36 protein-coding genes are annotated in these 20587 nt (G+C 44.7%); 20 read left to right on the forward strand and 16 right to left on the reverse strand.

Annotation, left to right across the window (positions count from 1 at the left end; translation table 11 throughout):
* Nucleotides 1-123 precede the first annotated feature (123 nt).
* The 6 genes from G496_RS0107680 to G496_RS0107705 are packed head-to-tail and all read right to left on the reverse strand — an operon-like array spanning nucleotide 124 to nucleotide 1985.
* Nucleotides 124-591, reverse strand: coding sequence for a hypothetical protein (locus G496_RS0107680; RefSeq protein ID WP_027178779.1), 468 nt, complete (start codon nucleotides 589-591; stop codon nucleotides 124-126).
* Between the two features lie 3 nt (nucleotides 592-594).
* Complete coding sequence (locus G496_RS0107685) at nucleotides 595-840, reverse strand: DUF2829 domain-containing protein (protein WP_027178780.1); 246 nt, start codon at nucleotides 838-840, stop codon at nucleotides 595-597.
* Nucleotides 841-1143, reverse strand: coding sequence for a phage holin family protein (locus tag G496_RS0107690; RefSeq protein ID WP_027178781.1), 303 nt, complete (start codon nucleotides 1141-1143; stop codon nucleotides 841-843).
* A gap of 13 nt (nucleotides 1144-1156) precedes the next feature.
* Nucleotides 1157-1396 (reverse strand): hypothetical protein, encoded by a 240-nt coding sequence (locus G496_RS0107695; protein ID WP_027178782.1) that lies wholly within the window; start codon nucleotides 1394-1396, stop codon nucleotides 1157-1159.
* Entirely contained in the window at nucleotides 1396-1797 is a 402-nt protein-coding gene (locus tag G496_RS0107700; protein WP_027178783.1) for a hypothetical protein, read from the reverse strand. The genes G496_RS0107695 and G496_RS0107700 overlap by 1 nt, the downstream gene beginning before the upstream one ends.
* Entirely contained in the window at nucleotides 1797-1985 is a 189-nt protein-coding gene (locus G496_RS0107705) for a hypothetical protein (protein WP_034632723.1), read from the reverse strand. Before G496_RS0107705 ends, G496_RS0107700 begins: the two co-directional genes overlap by 1 nt.
* Before the next feature lie 107 nt (nucleotides 1986-2092).
* On the opposite strand from G496_RS0107705, the gene G496_RS0107710 reads away from it, so the two are divergent.
* Nucleotides 2093-2299: a hypothetical protein gene (locus G496_RS0107710; RefSeq protein WP_027178785.1), complete on the forward strand. Its 207-nt coding sequence runs from the start codon at nucleotides 2093-2095 to the stop codon at nucleotides 2297-2299.
* 453 nt (nucleotides 2300-2752) lie between these two features.
* Here the strand turns inward: G496_RS0107710 and G496_RS19130 are convergent, their stop codons facing one another.
* The 6 genes from G496_RS19130 to G496_RS21340 all read right to left on the reverse strand — a co-directional run bounded on the left by G496_RS19130 (nucleotide 2753) and on the right by G496_RS21340 (nucleotide 6376).
* Complete coding sequence (locus tag G496_RS19130) at nucleotides 2753-3229, reverse strand: hypothetical protein (protein WP_051294906.1); 477 nt, start codon at nucleotides 3227-3229, stop codon at nucleotides 2753-2755.
* On the reverse strand, nucleotides 3229-3678 hold the full coding sequence (locus tag G496_RS19135; protein WP_051294907.1) for a RusA family crossover junction endodeoxyribonuclease: 450 nt from the start codon (nucleotides 3676-3678) through the stop codon (nucleotides 3229-3231). The genes G496_RS19130 and G496_RS19135 overlap by 1 nt, the downstream gene beginning before the upstream one ends.
* A gap of 206 nt (nucleotides 3679-3884) precedes the next feature.
* The gene (locus G496_RS0107735) at nucleotides 3885-4277 is read right to left on the reverse strand and encodes a hypothetical protein (protein WP_027178788.1); all 393 of its coding nucleotides are present in this window, start codon (nucleotides 4275-4277) and stop codon (nucleotides 3885-3887) included.
* A complete protein-coding gene (locus G496_RS0107740) occupies nucleotides 4246-5253 on the reverse strand; it encodes a hypothetical protein (protein WP_027178789.1) in 1008 nt (335 codons plus the stop codon). The genes G496_RS0107735 and G496_RS0107740 overlap by 32 nt, the downstream gene beginning before the upstream one ends.
* Before the next feature lie 10 nt (nucleotides 5254-5263).
* Nucleotides 5264-5812, reverse strand: a complete 549-nt coding sequence (locus G496_RS0107745; protein ID WP_027178790.1) for a hypothetical protein — start codon at nucleotides 5810-5812, stop codon at nucleotides 5264-5266.
* Nucleotides 5813-6160: 348 nt separating this feature from the next.
* Nucleotides 6161-6376, reverse strand: coding sequence for a helix-turn-helix domain-containing protein (locus G496_RS21340; RefSeq protein WP_027178791.1), 216 nt, complete (start codon nucleotides 6374-6376; stop codon nucleotides 6161-6163).
* Nucleotides 6377-6456: 80 nt separating this feature from the next.
* Here G496_RS21340 and G496_RS0107755 point away from each other — a divergent pair, with 80 nt between their 5' ends.
* A complete protein-coding gene (locus tag G496_RS0107755) occupies nucleotides 6457-6930 on the forward strand; it encodes a helix-turn-helix domain-containing protein (RefSeq protein WP_027178792.1) in 474 nt (157 codons plus the stop codon).
* 4 nt (nucleotides 6931-6934) lie between these two features.
* Here the strand turns inward: G496_RS0107755 and G496_RS0107760 are convergent, their stop codons facing one another.
* The 3 genes from G496_RS0107760 to G496_RS21100 form a co-directional block, all read right to left on the reverse strand.
* Nucleotides 6935-7306 carry a hypothetical protein gene (locus G496_RS0107760; RefSeq protein WP_034632726.1) on the reverse strand — a complete coding sequence of 124 codons (372 nt, stop codon included), beginning with the start codon at nucleotides 7304-7306 and terminating at the stop codon, nucleotides 6935-6937.
* Between the two features lie 2 nt (nucleotides 7307-7308).
* Nucleotides 7309-7677, reverse strand: a complete 369-nt coding sequence (locus G496_RS0107765; protein ID WP_027178794.1) for a hypothetical protein — start codon at nucleotides 7675-7677, stop codon at nucleotides 7309-7311.
* A gap of 529 nt (nucleotides 7678-8206) precedes the next feature.
* On the reverse strand, nucleotides 8207-8380 hold the full coding sequence (locus G496_RS21100; RefSeq protein ID WP_156900614.1) for a hypothetical protein: 174 nt from the start codon (nucleotides 8378-8380) through the stop codon (nucleotides 8207-8209).
* A 264-nt stretch (nucleotides 8381-8644) separates the two neighbouring features.
* Here G496_RS21100 and G496_RS0107785 point away from each other — a divergent pair, with 264 nt between their 5' ends.
* The 18 genes from G496_RS0107785 to G496_RS0107870 all read left to right on the forward strand — a co-directional run bounded on the left by G496_RS0107785 (nucleotide 8645) and on the right by G496_RS0107870 (nucleotide 18913).
* The gene (locus G496_RS0107785) at nucleotides 8645-8827 is read left to right on the forward strand and encodes a hypothetical protein (protein WP_027178796.1); all 183 of its coding nucleotides are present in this window, start codon (nucleotides 8645-8647) and stop codon (nucleotides 8825-8827) included.
* The gene (locus G496_RS0107790) at nucleotides 8824-9126 is read left to right on the forward strand and encodes a hypothetical protein (protein WP_027178797.1); all 303 of its coding nucleotides are present in this window, start codon (nucleotides 8824-8826) and stop codon (nucleotides 9124-9126) included. Before G496_RS0107785 ends, G496_RS0107790 begins: the two co-directional genes overlap by 4 nt.
* A 2-nt stretch (nucleotides 9127-9128) precedes the next feature.
* Nucleotides 9129-9767: a YqaJ viral recombinase family protein gene (locus G496_RS0107795; RefSeq protein ID WP_027178798.1), complete on the forward strand. Its 639-nt coding sequence runs from the start codon at nucleotides 9129-9131 to the stop codon at nucleotides 9765-9767.
* Between the two features lie 12 nt (nucleotides 9768-9779).
* Nucleotides 9780-10697, forward strand: coding sequence for a DUF1351 domain-containing protein (locus G496_RS20520; protein WP_051294908.1), 918 nt, complete (start codon nucleotides 9780-9782; stop codon nucleotides 10695-10697).
* A 12-nt stretch (nucleotides 10698-10709) separates the two neighbouring features.
* The gene (gene bet, locus G496_RS21625) at nucleotides 10710-11774 is read left to right on the forward strand and encodes a phage recombination protein Bet (protein ID WP_051294909.1); all 1065 of its coding nucleotides are present in this window, start codon (nucleotides 10710-10712) and stop codon (nucleotides 11772-11774) included.
* Nucleotides 11767-12102, forward strand: a complete 336-nt coding sequence (locus G496_RS0107810) for a hypothetical protein (protein WP_027178799.1) — start codon at nucleotides 11767-11769, stop codon at nucleotides 12100-12102. The genes bet and G496_RS0107810 overlap by 8 nt, the downstream gene beginning before the upstream one ends.
* A 74-nt stretch (nucleotides 12103-12176) precedes the next feature.
* Complete coding sequence (gene rdgC / locus G496_RS20530) at nucleotides 12177-13358, forward strand: recombination-associated protein RdgC (RefSeq protein ID WP_051294910.1); 1182 nt, start codon at nucleotides 12177-12179, stop codon at nucleotides 13356-13358.
* Nucleotides 13359-13360: 2 nt separating this feature from the next.
* Nucleotides 13361-13621, forward strand: a complete 261-nt coding sequence (locus G496_RS0107820) for a hypothetical protein (protein ID WP_027178800.1) — start codon at nucleotides 13361-13363, stop codon at nucleotides 13619-13621.
* A gap of 3 nt (nucleotides 13622-13624) precedes the next feature.
* Nucleotides 13625-13873: a hypothetical protein gene (locus G496_RS0107825; RefSeq protein ID WP_027178801.1), complete on the forward strand. Its 249-nt coding sequence runs from the start codon at nucleotides 13625-13627 to the stop codon at nucleotides 13871-13873.
* Nucleotides 13863-14570 (forward strand): hypothetical protein, encoded by a 708-nt coding sequence (locus G496_RS0107830; protein WP_027178802.1) that lies wholly within the window; start codon nucleotides 13863-13865, stop codon nucleotides 14568-14570. Before G496_RS0107825 ends, G496_RS0107830 begins: the two co-directional genes overlap by 11 nt.
* Nucleotides 14563-14889 (forward strand): hypothetical protein, encoded by a 327-nt coding sequence (locus G496_RS0107835; RefSeq protein ID WP_027178803.1) that lies wholly within the window; start codon nucleotides 14563-14565, stop codon nucleotides 14887-14889. The genes G496_RS0107830 and G496_RS0107835 overlap by 8 nt, the downstream gene beginning before the upstream one ends.
* Nucleotides 14882-15970, forward strand: a complete 1089-nt coding sequence (locus G496_RS0107840; protein WP_051294911.1) for a DUF5131 family protein — start codon at nucleotides 14882-14884, stop codon at nucleotides 15968-15970. Before G496_RS0107835 ends, G496_RS0107840 begins: the two co-directional genes overlap by 8 nt.
* A complete protein-coding gene (locus G496_RS20535) occupies nucleotides 15960-16631 on the forward strand; it encodes a hypothetical protein (protein ID WP_156900615.1) in 672 nt (223 codons plus the stop codon). The genes G496_RS0107840 and G496_RS20535 overlap by 11 nt, the downstream gene beginning before the upstream one ends.
* Entirely contained in the window at nucleotides 16624-16878 is a 255-nt protein-coding gene (locus G496_RS19160) for a hypothetical protein (RefSeq protein WP_051294913.1), read from the forward strand. Before G496_RS20535 ends, G496_RS19160 begins: the two co-directional genes overlap by 8 nt.
* Nucleotides 16871-17344, forward strand: coding sequence for a hypothetical protein (locus G496_RS20540; RefSeq protein ID WP_027178805.1), 474 nt, complete (start codon nucleotides 16871-16873; stop codon nucleotides 17342-17344). Before G496_RS19160 ends, G496_RS20540 begins: the two co-directional genes overlap by 8 nt.
* Nucleotides 17337-17810: a hypothetical protein gene (locus tag G496_RS19165; RefSeq protein ID WP_051294914.1), complete on the forward strand. Its 474-nt coding sequence runs from the start codon at nucleotides 17337-17339 to the stop codon at nucleotides 17808-17810. The genes G496_RS20540 and G496_RS19165 overlap by 8 nt, the downstream gene beginning before the upstream one ends.
* Complete coding sequence (locus tag G496_RS19170; RefSeq protein WP_034632733.1) at nucleotides 17803-18666, forward strand: DNA adenine methylase; 864 nt, start codon at nucleotides 17803-17805, stop codon at nucleotides 18664-18666. The genes G496_RS19165 and G496_RS19170 overlap by 8 nt, the downstream gene beginning before the upstream one ends.
* Nucleotides 18667-18694: 28 nt before the next feature.
* Complete coding sequence (locus G496_RS0107870; protein WP_051294915.1) at nucleotides 18695-18913, forward strand: helix-turn-helix transcriptional regulator; 219 nt, start codon at nucleotides 18695-18697, stop codon at nucleotides 18911-18913.
* Nucleotides 18914-19861: 948 nt separating this feature from the next.
* Here G496_RS0107870 and G496_RS0107875 read toward each other — a convergent pair.
* On the reverse strand, nucleotides 19862-20494 hold the full coding sequence (locus G496_RS0107875; protein ID WP_051294916.1) for a class I SAM-dependent methyltransferase: 633 nt from the start codon (nucleotides 20492-20494) through the stop codon (nucleotides 19862-19864).
* Between the last annotated feature and the right edge of the window lie 93 nt (nucleotides 20495-20587).

Raw genomic sequence — 20587 nt, forward strand, 5'->3', positions numbered from 1 at the left:
AAAGATCACGACGAAGCGGCCCGGAATCAGGATAATATGAATAGAGTTTCCTACGCTTTGCACGTCTACGCTTCTCTATTAGCAGAGCAATGCGACGTTCTTTAAATTTTCTGGGTAGTTCGCTCATGCCTCACCGTTTTGCTTCTTATCCCACTCTTCGAGCTGAGCCAGTTCTTTATCCAGCTGTTCGTCAGTGAGGTCGCTAAAATCATTCTTATTAGTAATTTCGCGCTTCTCCGGGGCAAACATCCCTTTGACTTTCAAAGCCATCTCAAGAGCTTTCAGCTGGATGCCCAACGAATTGAACTCTTCAGATTTGATTACCCGTCCTTCGTACTGAAAAACCTTGACCTCTTTTGCGTCCAGCAAAGAAGCTAACTTTAGCTTTAAAGCCGATTCAGATAGACCATTTTCATCGAGCCATTCAGCTATTTGCGGCTCATAATCTTTATAATTTTCCCAGCCTATCTTTCTGAAATTTTCGTCTTTACATTTATATCCTGCTGCTCTTGCAGACGCGGCCTTACGCATGAAGGTTGAAGCTCCCGCATCTAAAAAATGCGCCAGCCACTTTTCGCGGAGCGTGGCCACTGGTTACTCCGCCAGAACCCAGTCTTCAGCCAGCATGTCAGTCTGACTTGCAAGCCAAGGCACACGATTTTTAGGAGCGTCGGGGTTGTCAGTCTTAAGCCCGGTTGTGTCGATGTAGATATATGAGTGAGACATAAAACTGTTTTCATCTGGGCTTTGGATCTTGATGAAAATCCCCTTGCCGTTCCATCCCTTGCGGCGAACAGCCCTACCTTCTTTCATTGCTTCGATTGCTTTTCCGAAATTCATTTATTTTCCCCCTTTAGCTATTTTGCACGCACGAGTAGATAAGGCTCTCAGCAAATCGCCACTTGCAAAGCCACTGACGCCAACTATTCCAGCTTTTACAGCTTCAGAGAGTTGGAGATCTGTAATAAGCAGATGTACACATACTCCCGCGAACATTGACGTAATAGCTCCAACAAATAGAGACTTCACCGAACATTGGCCGTCACGTTGGAGGACTCGCACGACGCCACCAGCTGCGGCAATCAGTACTGGAACAGATAGTTTTGCCCATGGCCCAAAATCTTTAAACTGATCGTATGACAAGACCGCTTCCCTTTTATTCCAACGTCAAATCAGGAAGATTCTCAACGTCAGAAATGGATTTACGAAGCCCCTCAAGCCCTTTAACTTCGTACCCTGCATTCGTCAGTTTAAGCCCTGTAGTGACAATCAGACTGATAACCGGGGCAAGTGGAGCTATAGCTGTTCCAGAGGCAATAATCCCGGCAATAGCTCCAGCAGCCTCTCCAACGGCCTTTGCTGATTCATCCGAAATTTCAATATCTTTAAATCCCATTATTTCTGACCTTCGATTTTCTTCCACAGTTTTAGAACTTCAGCCCAAATTCCTGCGAATATAGTTTTCTGATCTTTGTAAATAGTCCGAGACTTTGCGATGAGAGTGCTGTTCTGACTATCTGTAACTGTTTTCCATGCCTCAGCGTTCTTTGCCAGCAGGACGACCGCTGGTTTAGCAATGTTCATTGCATCAACAAATTCTGCCGCATACTTCCTTTGTTCAAAACTGATTGCTGATTTAATCTCGTTGAACTTATGATAAGTTGCATTGTAAGTGTTGAGCATTAAAACCGAATATTCCACAGCCTGGTCAGCCGGAGGCAAGTCCGAAATTTTACTAATTGCACAAGCATGAAGACATGCAATCAGTAAAAACAAAAGGAGCAAACACCTTTTCATCAGTTGTCACCTTTCTTTTCATTCTTAGCGTTGCCAACATTCAGGCCAAGAATATTGATTAAAGAATGCGCCTTTTTAAAAAAGGCATCGTCCTTCGGGCTAGGAGTAATAGCGGAGAGAGCAGCACCAATACTAACAACAGCACTGATTACGATCCCAACAGTTTTTGCAATTTCAACAGCGTCCATCATGCCTCCCGTTTATAGATCAGGGGATGAACCACGCGCTCCCATTTCCGACAAAACCACGCAACAAATCCCGGCTTGAATCCCAAATCAAGGAGCCTAGCCGAGACATGAAGAGAGTTAAGTTTGTGCTGGAGGATGGACCGCATGTTATCCCCTTGATGTTTTCCAAGAGCCCGCGCCTTTTCATAAATTCAGGACGAAAAGCTGTAGCCTTTCAGAACGAAAAAGGACGGCTGACCGGGCCTCTTCATGATGGAATAATTATAACATGGGGTTTTGAAATGAAGTTGATAGCGGGGCGTAGCGGGACGTAGCGGGACGTACAAGGGGGATTGACAGGTTTTTTTAAAACAAAAAAAGCCTCAACTCACGCTGAAGCCCTTTCGTTTTTATTCGTTTTTTCAATCAACCAACTGTTGAGCTGGTGGTAGTCTGCTCCGTACCTCTTCTCACTGTAATGATGGATTGGTGCGCCCTCATTAAACCATCCCTTCACAGTATCCACAGAGCATTTAAACACACGTGATATTTCATTCAGGCTAGTCAACTGTAACGGTGATATTGCTTGTTTCATTTCCTTTTCCTTCTCACAAAATATGCAACAGCATAAGCAAAGAAGTAAGCGTACACCAATTCACAAGTGTAGCAATAGACTCTAGCCAGCAACGGACCTTGGTTACCAATCTCGCAAAGAATCAAGTAGAAGATCACACCGAAATAAAGGGAAGAGACGGCAAGTAAGACATTGCAGCTAAACAACAGTTTGTTCATCGCCCCACCACCTTAACGCCGTACTTCCACGCATCATGGTTCCGCACATCAAAATGAAACCAGCCCATGCCCTCGAACTCCTCGATGCAAGTAATCCCAACAAATTCAGCATCAAAATTGCTGGCAGGGAAATGAGGTTCAAAAAAGCCTTTCCTCCGCATATCAGCTCTCACTTCATCAGCAGTGCAGTCAGCGAAAATACAATCCAGAGCCCGCCCGAACTTGTGCTGAGAAAGAGCGGCGCCAGTCCCCGTGGTCATAGCCCTCAAGCCGGACTCGGTACGATCACCGCCCCAGCACCAGTCATTGACGGTCATCTTGCCGTATCTCTCGCGCAGCCGGTCGGCAGTCTTGAGAACTCGGACATCAAACGCCAGCCAGATCAGATTGCCGCGGTGTTTGTGGGCCTCGTGAAATCCGGGATAAACCAGCTCTTCGATTCGGAAATGTTTGGGGATGTAGAGTTGTGACATCACGCCACCTCCGACAGCAAAGCCATATCAGGCACCCACGGTTTCAGCTCAATCTCCCATCTGGGCCGATCACTGTAATACTTTCCAGTGCCTGGCAGATATTCCACGACTTGCTTATCATCCTCCCAGTAGCGCATCTGGGTCATGCAGTCTTTGATCATTTTGAGCAAATTATCCATATCCGGCTTAACAGTCGGCCTAATTTTACCGGCTAAGGCTCCAGCTTTAAATTTCTTTGTCTTGGATTTCGGTATTGGGAGATAAGCTTTAACTCGGAGCATAAGCGGCCCGATCATTGGTTCATCTGGGCGAGACTGGATGAGAAAAGTGTTCAGTGTGTCTTCGGCCTGCTCCTGCTTTTTGTCCTTGTATGCCATAGCATGCCTGCCTCTGACGGCATGCCGTGCTCTCATCTGGGCTTTTGGTTCAATGGGGACGGTAAATTTCATCATTTCCTCCTAATTGTCAGTCTCTTTTCTTTCGCATACTCTGCCATGCCTCGTTCACTCCACGCACATTGGCCGGCAGGTTTAAAAAGCGGCGTACACCAGATTCTTTCCGGTCCGTTTTTGTTCCAGCATGTGCAATGTTCTTTGCAAAAGTTCGAATTAAATTTTTTCATATCTGTGATGCTCATAGTCTAGTTAAGTCTAGTTTACGCTGTAGGCATGGAGCGGCACTCAGGAGACTTTTTCCCATGTTTCAGCATAGTTAAAATCTTCCGGCAATTCTCAAGCGAGCTTAAACGCTGTCTCTCTGTCATAGGCGGTCTTGGTAACTCTTTCTGTGGCTCTTTGGGAGCTTTTGCCTTTAATTCCCTATGACACTGAACAAGCCTCCCGACAGTGGGAAAGGTGGTGTTATTTCTTCTAGCCAGTGAGCAGGCGTTAACAAAATCCTGAGCGGTCATTCCCTCAGCGCGGCAATCCTCAAGCCAGACGGGAGCTGTGATTTCAATAGTTGCTCCCGTAAATTGAGAGTTGGGATACATGAGCTTCATAACTTCCAGCTCGTCTTTAACTTGTTCCAATTGCAACTGGTTCTCCATTTTGCTCTCTCCTTTTCCTTTTTTCGATCAACCGTCTGGCGATAGCGTCATTTTCTGCTGTGATGCCCTGAGCAACACTGTTGATATTCATACCGTTGTATTGCGGAGCACCTGATGAGCTATATCCATGTCCAACTTGAGCAGCAGGCAATTTATCCGCCCACTTGCCTTCCTCCAGCCATTTTTTAGCCGCGGGAATGAACTGTCCTTTCTGCTTAGTCCATTGCTGTGATTCACAATGATTGGAAAGAGCATCTAGAAGTACAGGCAAGCCCGGTAAATTCCTAAATTTCTCTCTTTTACTCCAGACTAGCCAGGCAGCTTCTTTACCTGAATCCTTTCCTTCTGAATTATTCATTGACTTCGCTGTAGCTTGAATCCAAGCTGCCCAGAATTCTTCAAACGGCATGTTATAAACAGGCCTGACAATTCCCGGGGGATGTCCTTCACGTTGAACAAGCCCGGAAGACTTAAAATTGTCCTCACCTCCACCACCAGAATTTCCACCATCCTCAGGGACGTTTTCTTGACGGTCTACGGGGGGACTATAGGGGGGTGTATTTATATATTCTTCTTTCTTTAATTCTTTAGTTGTTGCCCTTCGTTTGCCCAGTGGCTCGCCCTTTGTTTGCCCTTCGTTTGCCCTTTGTTTGCCCTCGTTATTGTCTTGAAACTGGTATTTGTTGTATTTACAAATAGTTATCAGTGTATAGTTGCTTGCCCCTTCGGTGACCAACTCGTTACTCTTTTCTAACTTTTGGATTGCCCCTCTGACCATTTTGGGGGTTAAGCCTGTTGCCTCAGCAAGCTTCGCAATGCTGGTCGCTATTTGTCCTTTTTTGATGATTTTACCGCGCCATTTTTTGTCTTCGTAATTGGCAGTTAAAATTAGATGAATGAACAAACGAAAAACATTCGTGTCGTCGTACCATTCCCAATCAAGAATGGACCTATGCAGTTTTACCCAGCCGGCCATAATACCGCTCCTACAACCAGCGCAGTTTAAACCGCTGCCACCACGAAAGATTTCTCTTAATTGAAAAGCGGACTTCCCCTTCCTTTTTAAATGCGGCGCGGTAGTGAGCGACAAAAGCATCAATTTGCTTATGCGCATCCTCGGCGAATACAGCTACAATTTCGGGATCACTGTTGTCTTTAGCTTCATTTTGTATAGACGCGAGAGCTTCATGTATTGCTAAAAACTCTTGGGCGACCGTTTCACGGTTGACTTTAATGTCTGCTCCATCAACTACTTTGAAGTCTAAACTACTGGCCATAAGTGTTAGAGCAATTTGAGCTATACAACGGCCACCTTCTCCGGCAGATCCAAGAGCCTGCAGAAACTGCTTCATTCTATCGATAGGATTCCGTTGAGAACCTTCAAGTATCGGATTTCGACCCCAACGATACATTTGTGCCTTTTCTCTTCTGAATATCCGATACATTCCAGATTCGCCTAAAGCGTCCATGCCAAATGTAAAAATCTCCCAACTCCGACCCGGAAAATGCTCGGATGAGGACTTATTCTGTTTCATTTTCTCCTCGTGTTACTTTAAAAATCATCATACCCAAAAAACATGGACCGCAATCCACACAACTCGGAGGCTTCAGCAAGAATTCATGTCAAACGTAAAAATGGCCACGAACTTTTGCTTACTGTCTCCATAATCAAACCCAATAAAATCTTATGGCACCGCGAAAAATTCAGTGCTGATCAATCTATTTCAAATTCATGTGAAACGGCTGTCCAAAACGCAGCAAAGCGATTCAAATTAAGCAGTATTGAAACTCAACTTCCACTACCGTTTCTTTGAAATTAGGTGGGGCCTAAAACCACACATTTTAGACTTAACATGCTGTAATTCTGTGCTTTCATGTGGGGCCTAAGCCGCCTTGTTTTTCGTCTGTTCATACAAATCAGGCCGCAATTCCTTTAGAGGAATCCCGAGCTTGATGTGATAAAGCAAAGCGGATTCTCCCGAAATCGGACGCTGTTTTTTACAGTGCCGATAGACAGCAACTGAACTAAGCCCAACAACCTTTGCCAAAGCTTCATAGGTCATTTTTTTATTATGGCGATATGTTTCGAGTACGTTCATAAAGCATTTTATACCATGCGGTAATATTTGAAGTCAATTTAACTTTATACCTCACAGTAAACAACTCTACGATATAAAATATGAATATGAGTACAAAGCCTTTCGACAAAGAAGCAGCAAAAAGCTGGGAAGTAATTCTTTCTAAGCTAAATGAACTTAGGGAGTCAGGACTAACACTTGACCAAATAGGGAAAATACTTGGAGTGGCAAATGCAACAGTATCAAGATGGCTCTCCAGAGTACAAGGAGGAGAAAGAAACTCGTTTGGTGAAATGGTTCGTTATGCAAAAATATTAGGGATTTCCCCTGCAGAAATGTTTGGGGAACAAGAAGATAGGGATCCATTTGAGGAGAAATTAACTCAAGAAATTTCTGAAAATATTAACCTTTCTGGGATGACAATTAATCAGGTCGCAGATATTACGAATATTGACAGTGAAAAATTAGCAGGGATGTTATCTGGAAGCCTTCCGTTAAGAATCAAGGATTTCTATTTAATTTGCAAAGCTGTGGGAATTAACCCAACAATTATACTGAACAGATCATCCCTGTAAAATATTACGGCCTGACTATCCACGAATCGATAGGTAATTTATATTTTTTTATAACCGTTTGCAGACGCAACCAAAACCTTAATTCTCTGTAATCTTCTATTATAAGACCTACCCCGGCCCTCTTCCCCGTCATCGCAGCGTAGTACAGAGACTGTCCGATTGATTCTGCCCATTTTTCGCCAAAATCAAATTCAATGGCATGCGTAGCAGTCAAACAATCAACTCTAGTCTCGTCTGGCAAAACAAATTCCGTTGTACCTCTACTTTCGCACCATCTTGCTTGATACCATGCTTCACTGTGGAGAGGCTTTGCGTCTGCTCCTACACTCAAAAGAAAGAACAAAAGAAGAAACAACATACTAATTTTAAAGCTCATTGTTATTGCTCTTGCTTATATTGCCTTCTCATCTTCTCAGAATGTTTATATTCAGTATATTTGATATGCCCTCTGTATGACAAAATAGCACCGACTAGGAGGATAAAGGCTCCCCATTTCCATTTAAAGTCGCTCGGAGAATAAAATACCAAGGGAAGCACTGAAGATAAAACCATCCAGAATCCTATAAATCTAGAATAATAGTGTGGGCCTGGGGGGTAACATGATGACATCGCTTTCCCGTCTTCAAAAAACCATTCCAAATCGCTCTTACACACAGGACACTTTACCTTTATTCTCTTCTTTTCAGGGTTATTAACTTCAAATTTATATCCACAATTCCTGCATTCGAGTTCTTCTGTGTCTATCATTTTAATTCTCTCTTAACTAGAATTCTCACAAATAAATCCAAGAATACCTGCCTATATTAATTACAAATTTTATAATTAATATAATTTATATTACCGTATAGTAATTTTTCCCTTGACCTTTTTTCTTACCGTACGGTAATATTCTCTCAACGACAGCGAGAAACGAAATCAGCCGAACAGGTTCGCGGCGAGGCCCGGACAGTAAGCAGGAACGTCCTCCGCAGTTGGTATTGGCAGAAGGCACTTTTTTAGAAGTCGGAAACAGGTGATCTTTGAAAACAACAATCGGAGTCTCTTCATAAGAGTGACGGGGCAAGCAAAACAATGGTCAATTTCTTTGACTGCTAATCCTTAAGGCTAGGCTTAAGGGAAGGTCATAGAACCCAACTCTCCGGAGGGAATAAAACCTATAAAGGGCCAGTTCACTCTTATGAAGGAGCTCCGATCCAAATATGCAGAGAAGCGCAAATAAGCAGGTGCGCCGGGGGTTGATGGCCCCGCTGGAGCAAGGTCAATAAGAAACCTCTTGCTAGGCATCATAAAACAACAAATTCCAGCCTGCCGGAGTAGCGTCCGGCCTCTGCCCACATATTTCCCCGCCAGGCATGGGTTCCCCAAAACCGACCCCAATGCAATGAAGTACCGCCAGCCCATACTTGGCGGGGAGAATTTTTCGGAGTCTGTGAAGGGACTTACACTCCATCGCAATAGACCTCCTATTGGGCGCGTCGGGACTATCATGGTCCCGGCCCCCTCACAGGCTCCGAGATTTTGGTTTAGCAGTGATACTGGGCAATCCCGCCCAACAAGGGAACGGATGGTTTTAGTTTTTTTACATCCGTTCCCACCTTTAAACCCCGGAGGCTCAAATGCTGAAAGTATCGTTCAAGGTGATGGTTTCTATTCTGATGCTGGCTGAGCTTCTGGCAGCCGGGATTATCTACGGCGTAATGGTTGGAGGCATCTGATGGGAGAGATTTTAGTTTTGTTCGCAATAGAAAGGTCTTTTGCCCTTTATCGCAGCAATCCAAATTTTATGAACAAGCAAAACTCTATGAATGCAGCTCTACTCATAGTTAACACCGCATTGGCTAAGGCCGGAACAACCTATAAGGGCGAAATCGAAGGCCCGAGGAGAAATCAGAAATGAAGATCAGATTTGAACAGTTAATCGAACGCTATTGCGATGAATGCGAGAATTTTGATTCCGCATGTGGCGGAGGAGAAAACGGCGAATGTGATGCAATCTGGGAACTCCTAATTGAAAACGGTTGTCCCAGAACATGCACTGTTAAAGCATCTGATGCCGCAGATAAATGTAAATTTTTCGATCCCATTGATCCAGAAGCATACGCAGAAAAAATCAGGGAGCAGGAAATGCCCCTCTGGAAAATCAATGGAGTTCGCCCAGGATACGACTTCCCCGCAACTTTAAGAGAAGCGTCCTAACCATGGCAAGCCCAACCCGCAAAGAATGGCTTGAAGCCCGTAAAAAAGGAATTGGCGGTAGCGATGCTGCCGCCGTCCTCGGGCAGAATCCTTGGAAAACCAATGTAGAACTCTGGGAAGAGAAAACCGGCCGCAGAGAATCCGAGGACATTTCAGACAAAGAATGCGTCAGATATGGCGTATCTTGTGAGCCTCTTATGCGGGAGATGTTCAAGATGGATTACCCGGAATTCAGAGTTAAACACGAAGAAAACGTTGTTCTCCAGCATCCGGTTTATCCCCAACTGCAAGCCTCTCTCGACGGCATGCTCTGGGATCAGGCCGGGAGACTCGGAATACTGGAAATCAAGACCACTACCGTCCAGCGCGGCTCTGACTACGACAAGTGGAAAGGCCAGGTTCCGCAAAACTATTTCATTCAGCTGCTTCATTACATGCTGGTCACCGGCGCACAGTTTGCCATGTTGAAGGCCAGAATCAAAAATGAATGGGGCAGCGAAGTCAGCATAACTGAAAAACATTACCGGTTCGAAAGATCGGACCACACAGCTGATCTTGAATACCTGCTTCAGGCCGAACTGGAGTTCTGGGAATACGTTTTATCAGACACAAGGCCGGATTTGATCCTGCCGGAAATATAAGGAGGTATTTTCATGTCACAAATGGATATTAAAATTTTGACCAAAGACGATAAATTTTTGAAAAGCGTTGAGTTCAATTACGAAGAGCTTAAGGCTTGGATAGAATCTAACCTCGAAAAATACGAGAACCTCGTCTACACCGACGAGACCATAAAAGAAGCCAAGGCAGACCGCACTACCCTGAATAAATTCGGCGAAGCGTTGAACAATGAAAGGAAAGAAATCAAAAAAAAATGCCTTGTCCCTTACGCCAAATTTGAAAAGAAAATTAAAGAGCTTGGTGCTCTCGTTGATATTCCAAAGAACAAAATCGATGCTCAGGTTAAAGCATACGAAGAACGTCTGAGACAAAAAAAGCATGAGGCAATCAAAGCCATATGGAAGCAAACCGAATCCAGCGTCAAAAATCTGGTGAATCTTGACCGAGTTTTCGATTCTCGCTGGCTCAATATGACTTACTCCATGAACAAGATCGAAGAAGAAATCAAAGCCTTCTTCGCAACGACTGAAACTGAAATCTCCACCATTGAAGAACTGAATACCGAATTTGAAGACCAGGTGATCAGGGTTTACTTGGAGACTTTCTCCATTGCCGCAGCTCTGGCAGAAAACAAAAGCCTTCTTGAACAAAAAGCAAAGCGTGAAGCATACGCCGAAGAGCAGCGCCTCAAGAAGGAAGCTGAAGAAAAGGCCCGTCAGGAAGCAGCCGCAGCGCAGCCGGAACCCAAACCGGAGCCTGTCCAAAGGTCCGCGCCTCCGGAGCAGGAAACTCAGTGTCATCCGGTAGAGGTTCAGCGCAAGCCAGAAATAGTCACTGTTGATTTCCGTGTCACCGCCACCCGTGAACAGCTTCAAAACCTGAAAGCGTTCCTGATAAACAGCGGTATCACCTTCGGCCCCGTCCCTTCTGAAACCAAAAAAGCAGCTTAAGGAGTATAGATCATGAATAAGCCAAACAACACTCTCGCGCCTAATGGTACCGGCAATGCGCCGACTACCGGTAAGGGAGCATTAATGACCAAGTTTTCCCAGCGCTTCGGCGTCGACGTTGCTCAGGTGTCAGACATTCTGAAGAACACTGCATTTAAAAACAGCAAGGGTCCCGTAACCAATGAGCAGCTTGCAGCCCTGATGATCGTTGCCGACCAATACAATCTTAACCCCTTCACCAAAGAGATTTACGCCTTCCCTGACAAGAACGGAGGGATTGTCCCTATAGTCGGAGTTGATGGTTGGATCAGGATTATGAACGAACACCCTCAGTTCGATGGCATGGAGTTCCGCTATGCTGATAACAACATCGTCGTGAATTCAAGCAAAAAAGCATCTGAGTGGATTGAGGTAATTATCTACCGCAAGGACCGCACCCGCCCCATTATCGTCCGTGAATATCTGGAAGAATGCATGAGGGGTTCTGAGCCTTGGAAAATGAACACCAGACGCATGCTCCGCCACAAGACTCTTATTCAGGGCGCAAGGCTGGCTTTCGGATTCAGCGGAATTTACGATGAGGATGAAGGAAAGCGCATTGCTGAAGCTCGTGTAATCAACATGAATCAGGACATGCCTAAGTCCATTGATCCTGAATATTCTTCACAGCCGCAAAAGCAGATTGACCAACAACCTATTTCCCAGCCCGTCAACCAGCATACTGGGCAGGCTGAACTGGTTCAGACCGAGCAATCTGAGCCCTCCGCAGAAGAAGAATTTTTCGACCAAGAACCGCAGCAGGAAGAGCATTACGAACTGACAGAAGAAGAATTGGCAACGTATCTTGGTGATCAGACTGACCAGTACCTAAGTAATAACGCTGCTGAACGTAAAATGATGCTTCTAAAGCTGCTGCCTGCATTCGGAGCACAGCAGGCAGATATGGAAAGACTGACAGGCAAGGGCTACCCCCAATGGACAAAACAAGACCGCATAAAGTTGCTTCACGCATACGCAAGTCTTGCCAACGGCGCCGACCCCTCAGAAGTATTCCCCGTAGGATTCCATCATGAGTAAGGAAGAAATCATCAGTCAAATAATTAGGGCAAAAGAACCCATGACAGTTTTTTTCGTCGGAGCTTTTAGCACCAGCCCCTATGGCAAATGCAATGCTGCTAGGCGGGCGCCTATGTACCGCAATTATGGTGTGTTCACCGAGTCCAAAGGAAGGATTCAAACGGAAGGAATGCCTTTTAGCAGACACATATCAAAAGTCTCTTGCATTCTTAATAAGTCTGGTTCGGTCGTCTTCGGGCAGTACTGCTCAAAGTGTAAAGAAGCTGTTCCTCAAAAATGGGGCAACTGCCCTATCTGTTCTGGAAAACTAAAACGTCCCGTCAACTAAATTTCTGATTCGTCAACCCTGATTACACCATAGACAAGGGGCGGCTACGGTCGCCCCAAAGGAGAGTCTTAACTATGGGCAGATTATTCAAAAAACACCCACTGACAATATATAAAGTCACAACACCTGAGCAGACTTCTCTTTTGAGCGATGAAAGACTTTATGATCAGCTCCAGAGAGCAAAATTTGAAACCATAGATCATGAGGTCATTGAAAGGACATACGGTGCGGTAACGATTGAAAACTACCGGGATCCGTGGTTCGGACCTGAGAATACCGAATTTGGGGAATACTTCGTTTTTTCCATTCGTATTGATGAACGCAAGATTCCCGGCCCTGCCTTAAAAAGATTTGTGGAAGATGCAATCGACAATGAGATGGAGCTTGCCAAAAAAGAAGGCAGAAACTTCATTTCCCGCGGTCGAAAAAGAGAAGTTAAAGAACAGGTTACCCTTAAACTTCGCGCCAAAGCCGTCCCGACTCCTACCGTTGCAGATGTTTGGTGGAATATGAACACGGGCCTGCTCTTTCTTACTGACCGCTCTAAAGCCATTAAAGAAGCTTTTGAAGATACTTTTAAAAGAGCATTCGGAACAGTTTATGAACTTGAAGAACTCACTCTCGGCATAAATGAAAAATTTGATGTGTTCGGACACGCATTTCTGACCTGGATATGGAATGAAGGAACTATACATATCCCCTATCACGATCATGATATTTCAGTTTTCATAGAAGATAAGGTCCACGCTGCCGATTCTCAGGAAGTCCTTAAAGCTGAACAGGTCAAAGGAAGGGATGCCGATTTTAACGATATCAAAAGAGCGGTGGAAGAAGACGGCAAAATGATTGTCAGGGCCATGCTCCGCTTTGAAAGTGAAGAAAGATTCATAGCAGATATTGAAGTTGATTCAATGCTCACCCCTTTTCTCTCAATCTCAATCGACACTGTCACTCACCATGACGAAGAAGAGTTTGCAGGAGCGTTGGTCACCCAGATCGGCAACATAGAAGAGGCTTATAATCTCTTCCTCAGAGTCCTTCATTTGTACGAGCTTGAGCAGTCTGAAAAGGAAACTCCAGACGCGAATATCAAAAGAGCTAAGGCCGATTTAGAAGAGCTTAAAAAACGCGGTGAGATAATAAAAAGGGTTCAGGAAGGAGCCAGACAAGCCGCAAAAGATCTCAAGGATTCGCTTCCCGAAGGCACTACCATGACCATCGTCACTTCTGAGGGTGAAAAAGTGGAGGTTGCGTAGCTATGCCATTACTCACAGAAGAAAAAGCAAAAGAGATGTGGTGCCCACAGGCACGGCAAACAGACGAAGGATCTGGGGCATACAATCGCGACGGGAACGGCGCTGGAGACAAGGACTGCCGGTGCATTGCCTCCGACTGCATGAGCTGGAGATGGAAAGATAGAGAGACGGAAATAATGGTCTACCGCTACAAAGAAGATCACCCCGATATGATGAGACACTACACCGGCTACTGCGGTTTAGCTGGAAAGCCGGAGGAATAACCCATGACCTACACAATCCACGTAACCCGCACCGAATCCAAGGCCGTAAAAGTAACCACCGCAGCGGAAATACAGGCCCTGCATAAGCTTGGCTTCATGACTCAGGACGTAGAAGCCGAAGGCAAGGGCCATTTTGTCAGCCTGTGCGAAGTCTGCGGCCTGCCGATCTTCTCTGACGACGAACACCTTCGGGATTCCGAGGGAATTTACTGGCATGAGGAGTGCCCGGAGGGTGCAAGCAATGAAAAATAATCTCGACCTCTCCACCCTCCGCAAGGAATTACAGACTCAGGATAACCAGTGCACCGCTGAGCCTATCTTTCTCGTGGAAGAAAAAAAACGTGTCTACGGCTTTGACCCGATCTACAGTGAAGAAACCGTTTTCGTTGATATAGAAAACGGAGGTAATGAAGTCGACCTTGAAGAATACGGACTCACCTACGAGGAAGCCCTGAACGAAAACGGGCTGACTGAATGCGGCTATGCTGATGAATGGAATTTCGTTAACGCCCACTTCTCCGACAGATCAGCCAAAGAATATATCGAGAAAAATGGACATCGCCATTCCGGTGAACTGCGCGTGATGGTTGATACCATGCTTCGTTGCCCGGAAATGATCGCCATACGTAAAGCATTGCTTGAAGGTCAGCTTTTCCAGCACGATAACGAACCATACGAAACCAACATCGAACGTCCCTATACCTGCTCATGTGGGGGAATGCCTACAATGATTCTGACTGGATCAGCTGGCAAAGAGGATAAGCATCAGATTGTTTGCACTGTATGTGGAACATGCGGACCGAGGAGCAGCCAAAAAAGCGCAGCAATCAACGAGTGGAATCTACAAGTTGAAGCCCTTTGTACTCACCGCAATGTTTATGAATTGATGCGGATTTGCTCAAACCGTGTCAAAGCCGCAAAAAGCGCAAGGGGTTCCAAGAATGCCTAAGAATTTCCTTCCTCAAACTATCCCGGCAGGTGAAACCCCGGTTGTAAAACTCTTGCATGATGTGCCCGGTGAGTACTGCTTTGCAGGGACCGTTGCCCGTGCAGGTGAGCATAAAGCTTATCTGAATCAGTATGGGGCTGTCAGCGTCATAGCAGAAAACGGACACGGACTCGGAATTTTCCCCAATGAAATGGAATGGGTATCTGGAAAACCTACTCATTGGGGCGAAGGCAGTAAGAATACGATCTATCGCATAGAGCCGTATGAAGGCGATTGGACTCTTGAAGCGTTGTGGGAGCTGGAGGTCAATGATGAGTAACATAGAATGGACCCAACAGACATGGAATCCCACTATCGGCTGCTCAAAAAAATCCGCTGGTTGCGAGAACTGCTACGCAGAAAGAATGGCTTATCGCATGTCCTGCAACCCTAAGGCCCCGGAAGGATATCAGAGCGTTATTACTGACGGGAAATGGAACGGGAAGACTGGCCTTGTTGAATCCGCACTGACGATCCCGCTTAAACGCAAAAAGCCGACTGTGTATTTCGTAGGCAGCATGACCGACCTTTTTCATAAATCAGTGAAAAATTATTGGCTGGACGAAATCTTCGCGGTTATGGGCTCTTGCCCTCAACACAGATTTATTCTGTTGACCAAAAGACCGGAGCGTATGCAGGAATATTGTTCCTCTCGCCGTGAGGAAATTCGCCAGAACTATGTTTACAGACAGTCTTTTCAAGTCTTGAAGGCAGCAGAAGAAAAAGGCGTTGACCTCCCCCTTTGGCCCCTGCCTAACGTCCTACTCGGCGTAACAGCCGAAAATCAGGAACAAGCTGATAAACGAATCCCGATCCTGCTCGACACTCCCGCCGCCGCACGTTTTGTGAGCATCGAGCCGATGCTTGGGGCAGTAGATTTGACCCCATGGGATGAATGCGACCAGTGCGGAGTGATGAGAAAAGACTTTGATTCATATAATGAGGTTGGAAAGGCGTGGGACGGTTGGCAGTGTTTTAATCACTACAATCCGAATGGTGGATGCGATGGAACATTCAAAGGTGTTTTAGACTGGGTAATATGCGGCGGAGAATCCGGCCCGAACGCACGGCCAATGCATCCGGACTGGGTGAGCTCTTTGCGTGACCAGTGTTCCAGTGCCGGCACCCCTTTCTTTTTTAAGCAATGGGGAGAATCTGTTGACGATCTGAACAGGCAGGCCCGTGCAAATGTAAAAGGTGCATTTTGGATGCTTCCCAATGGTACAACCGGGAAAGTCCAGCCTGAGCCCAAAGGATGTGTCTGGATGAATCGCGTAGGCAAGCATGCCGCTGGTAATCTCCTCAACGGCCAGACTTGGGAGCAGTACCCCCAGATTTTGCGGGAGGTCAATGATGGTTAAAACCCACCCGATATTATTCAATACGGAAATGGTCCGCGCGATACTTGAAGACCGCAAAAGTCAGACACGAAGAAGAATTCCATTTTGGTGGAGCGGTGAAGAATTGGCCCCCTATCAGCCGGGCGATATCCTCTGGGTTCGAGAAACTTTTGCAGTTCCCTACCCAATCAATTTCCCCTTGAACCAGCTTGTAGAGGGTCTGCCCGAACAGTGGATGAATGATGGGATGGTTTGGTACAGGGCCGATGGAGAGTACAAGCCGAAAGAGAACCCGACAATCGGAGAAAAATTTAACTCAAGAGGCCCGTGGCGACCCTCTATCCACATGCCCAAATGGGCTTGCCGCTTATTTTTGCGCGTTACTGGTGTGCGCGTGGAGCGGTTGCAGACGATTAGCGAAGAGGACGCGATTGCGGAAGGCGTTATTCCCCTCGGTTTCTATGACGATGCAAAAGACCGCTACCCTGTCTACAAGGATTATGGCGCTAACGTTTTCGACAGCGAAGAAGGCTTTACGCGCACAGCCAGAGAGTCTTTCGAAACCCTCTGGGACTCCCTCGCCAAGCCCGGCACCGATTGGGCAAGCAACCCGTGGGTGTGGGTCTACTGCTTCGAGCGTTGTGAAAAACCGGAAGGCTGGCCGGAGGTTCGCAATGTCTAACCTCTACTATATTCAGGATTCCCGCAAATGGGACGGGAACAACATGATTTTTTGGAAAAAGGGAGAAAGGGGCTATACTATGCACTTAGATGAAGCTGCTTTGTTTACTAAAGAGGAAGCAGACAAAATCCATGCGCATAGAAGCACAGACATTCCACGTTTAAAAGATGATGTTGAAGAAGCTTCAAGTCTTCAAGTTGATATTCAAAGATTTACTGGTTCAAACAATGAGGTTCAGAATGCTTAACCTCATGTCCTCCAATTGCGTTCACCACGAAGGCCCTCTTACAAAAGAAGATGTTCACGTCCTCATCGGTATGGCTCTGGACCGAGCCGATAAGCTTTTCTCTTGCGAAGAGTGCTGTCATTTTCAATCAGAGAGTGACGAGTATGGTTCATACTCTTTCGACTATTGCGAGCACCCTAATCCCAAAATTGCTTGCTGTGGTAATCTGAAAACTTTTCCGTTTAAAAAGGCCCCAAAAAGGTGTTTTGACATTCAGCCTTGGGTTCATGCTTTTATCATCGGTGAAATAACGGATGATGGAGAATTCGGCGAGGGAGGCAGATATAAACAACTAAGATTATTAAGCAAGCATTACAATCGATTCGGAGTTCCTCGTTTAAATTCTAAAAATGAAGCCATGTGTCGAAAAGCTTTTTCTGACTTCTGCAAACGCACAGGCTTTGATGCGGAGTCCAGCAATGCTTAACTTTACCCACACAGAACTCACTATCCGCGCCGAACGCTGGCTGGTTAACTCAGTCGGTTGCAACTTTGCTTTCCGTGAACTTGGATCATTCAGCTCAGAGATACCGGACTCAATCGGTTGGCGTGACGGCTGGGTATCTCATTTAGTTGAGTGTAAAACCTCTCGTTCTGACTTCTTAACAGACAGAAAAAAATGGTTCCGCAGAAGACCGGAAATGGGCATGGGAATGTATCGCTACATGCTTTGCCCTAAAGACTTAATTAAGCCGGATGAAGTCCCAGAAAGTTGGGGTCTGCTCTACTGTCTCCCTAAGATCATTAAGAAAATCAAGAAGCCGATTTCTCAAACGAGAAATATTAACGCGGAAATGACTCTACTTACGTCAGCTCTACGGCGGGTCCATATTCGTGGAGATTTACAGAAGATTTATGACATGACGGCGATTGCGGAGGCGGTCAATGAGTAGCCCGAAACGTCCAATACTGAGGTATCACGGTGGTAAATGGAAAATAGCTTCTTGGATTATTGCTCATTTCCCGCAGCATACAAACTACATAGAGCCGTTTGCCGGAGCTGCTTCGGTGTTGCTTCAAAAAGGTAGGGTTCCGTGTGAAGTTTTAAATGATCTGGACTGCCGGCTGATTAATTTGTTTCGAGTCCTGCAGGACAAAAAGCAGGCTGATGAACTGGCAAGACGTTGCTCTTTAACGCCTTTTGCTCGTGCTGAGTTTGAGCTTTCATACGAAGAAACGGAAGATCCGATTGATCAGGTGCGGCGGCTTATAATTCGTTCTTTTTTTGGGTACGGGTCTAAATCATGCGTATCAATCACTAAAAACGGTTTTCGTTCCCGCCGGGCTGATACTAATAGTCCTGCAGTTGACTGGGCAAGCTGGCCGACACAGATTGAGATGTTTGTCGAGCGGCTGCGGGGAGTTGTAATCGAAAATCAGGACGCAACTAAAGTCATTGAAAGATACGATAGAGCCGACGCTCTGTTTTATGTTGATCCGCCGTATGTTCACAGTGAAAGAAATTTAAATCAAGGTTCGTATTTGTACGAGCTGACAGACGAAGATCACCGCGAACTGGCAGAAGCTCTGCATAATGTTGAGGGCTATGTCATTATAAGCGGATATCCGTCTAAACTATACGATGAAATTTATAATCTTTGGCCAAAGATTGAGCGCAAAGCCTACGCGGACCAAGCAAGCCCCAGAGCAGAAGTTCTCTGGCTGTCTCCGCGCACTGCTGAAGCACTGGAAAAAGAAAAGCTCCCGCTGCTCTGCGGGACGGATAAGGACTTGTTCGAACACGTTTAAATCCGCATAAGCGGCGGGAGGAATAAAAATGAAAGTACAAATAACAACAGTAAAAATGCCGGATACAGGATTTTTGAGATTACCTGAAGTGTTAACCTTTATCCCTATTTCAAAGTCTACTTGGTGGGATGGAATTCAAAAAGGTAAATTCCCAAAAGGTATAAAATTGACAGCCGGGGTCACCGCATGGAAAGTAGAAGATATACGAAAACTCATAGAAGAATTCTCACATCAAGAGGCTGCTTAAGGCAACATATTTTATGGGTAACAATGAGGGTAACTTAAATTCTTTCATTGTTACTTATAAAATCATTTAAGATGTTTATAGCAATATTTCGATTCCCCCCGCCTCCACCATTTAAAATAAGTTAATTCAATATGTTAATCTTATATAAACTTTGATTTAAGCAAAATAGTCCCAGTATAGTCCCATAAAATTATCATTACATCCCCCTTCCAGATTTAGCTTCATACGTCTTCCATCACTTATTCAAAATTGCTGATAAATTAATAAAAGCTCCTACGATTTTTAAATCGTGGGAGCTTTTTTGATGGTTGTGTAGATCAGGTTATTGGGATTAGCTTGAGCTTAGTTATAGATAAAAAATAATACAGCTAGAGATAAAACTAGAAGCATCCGAGAAATCCTTTCAAGTGGAACTGCCCCCTGCATTAGTCAAAAAAAAATATCCTACCCTTTTCTGCACATTCAATTAATCCGCAAATATATTTTCCTGACAATTGAATAGTTCTCCGCTGTGGCCATACTACACCCAAAAAATTATGCCTCAGGCTTTGAATAAAATCATATTATCTTAAATTTTCTATAGGCATACGACTCCTTCAGATAGCCATAAATCATAAATTCTTTCTGACGTTGTCGACTTGCTAAAACTTATTAAAAGCAATCATTATGGAGTTGATTTCCAAGGAGTAGCTTAAAGGGATTACATTATGTTTAAATTCTGGATTTAAACTTCAATATTTAGGTCTGGTTATTAGCTTATTCTGTAAAAGTCAGGATAGTAACTTAAATTAGTTCATATAATCTTATTGTAAGAACATTAGATCACTTCTCAATCAAATAAAGATAATTTTCTAAAAAAATTAAGTTATAAACCAACAGAACCTAACCGTTGAGCTACAAAATAAGACAACAAACACACAAAAAGAATACAAGCCCATGTGATCCTACTTAATATTTATGTGGTTTGCAGTGAACTATAGTCCAAGGCAAAGGAGTTCGCACAGAGACAACTTCAGCATAGCTGGAAACCATTTTAACAAATTGAGCTTTTGTCCAATGCTGAAAATGCCCGGGGGTATTGCCTAATGCGTTTAAATACTTACCACGACACATATTTAGAATATGCCATAAAGGTTCATTTGGGACACTTACTATCAAATCCTTCCCAGTTATAGATAATAATTTTTTAAAAGCAAGCTCTGGATCAGTAAGATGTTCAAGGACTTCACAGCAAAGTACTACGTCTGTTATATCATTACAGCCTAAATCGTATATGCTTTTTTCTTCAAAAGTAATATCAAGATTACGTTCTTTTGCTTCCCTTGTAGCATTCTCTATTGAAGCATTACAAATATCACAGCCCCGAACATGAAATCCGTTCAAGGCCAACAGTCCTGAAATATGCCCCTCTCCACTCCCAACTTCAAAAATATTTTTTGAATCAACTTCTTGAAAAGTCATTAAAATATTTTTTAAAAAATTTTTAACAAGTAATCCCGCGAGAAAATTACTGTTGTGATATTTGGCAGTCTGCTGCACTCCATGAAACAAATCGGTTTTATTAATTTTAATTTTTCCCATTTTCAATATATCCACTTTTAATTAATTTAATTAATAAATCAGCATAGGTAGTAATAATAATTGTTAATCTAAGCAATTATATCTGCTTTAAAA

The sequence above is a fragment of the Maridesulfovibrio bastinii DSM 16055 genome (assembly GCF_000429985.1).
GTDB classification, from domain to species: Bacteria; Desulfobacterota; Desulfovibrionia; order Desulfovibrionales; family Desulfovibrionaceae; genus Maridesulfovibrio; species Maridesulfovibrio bastinii.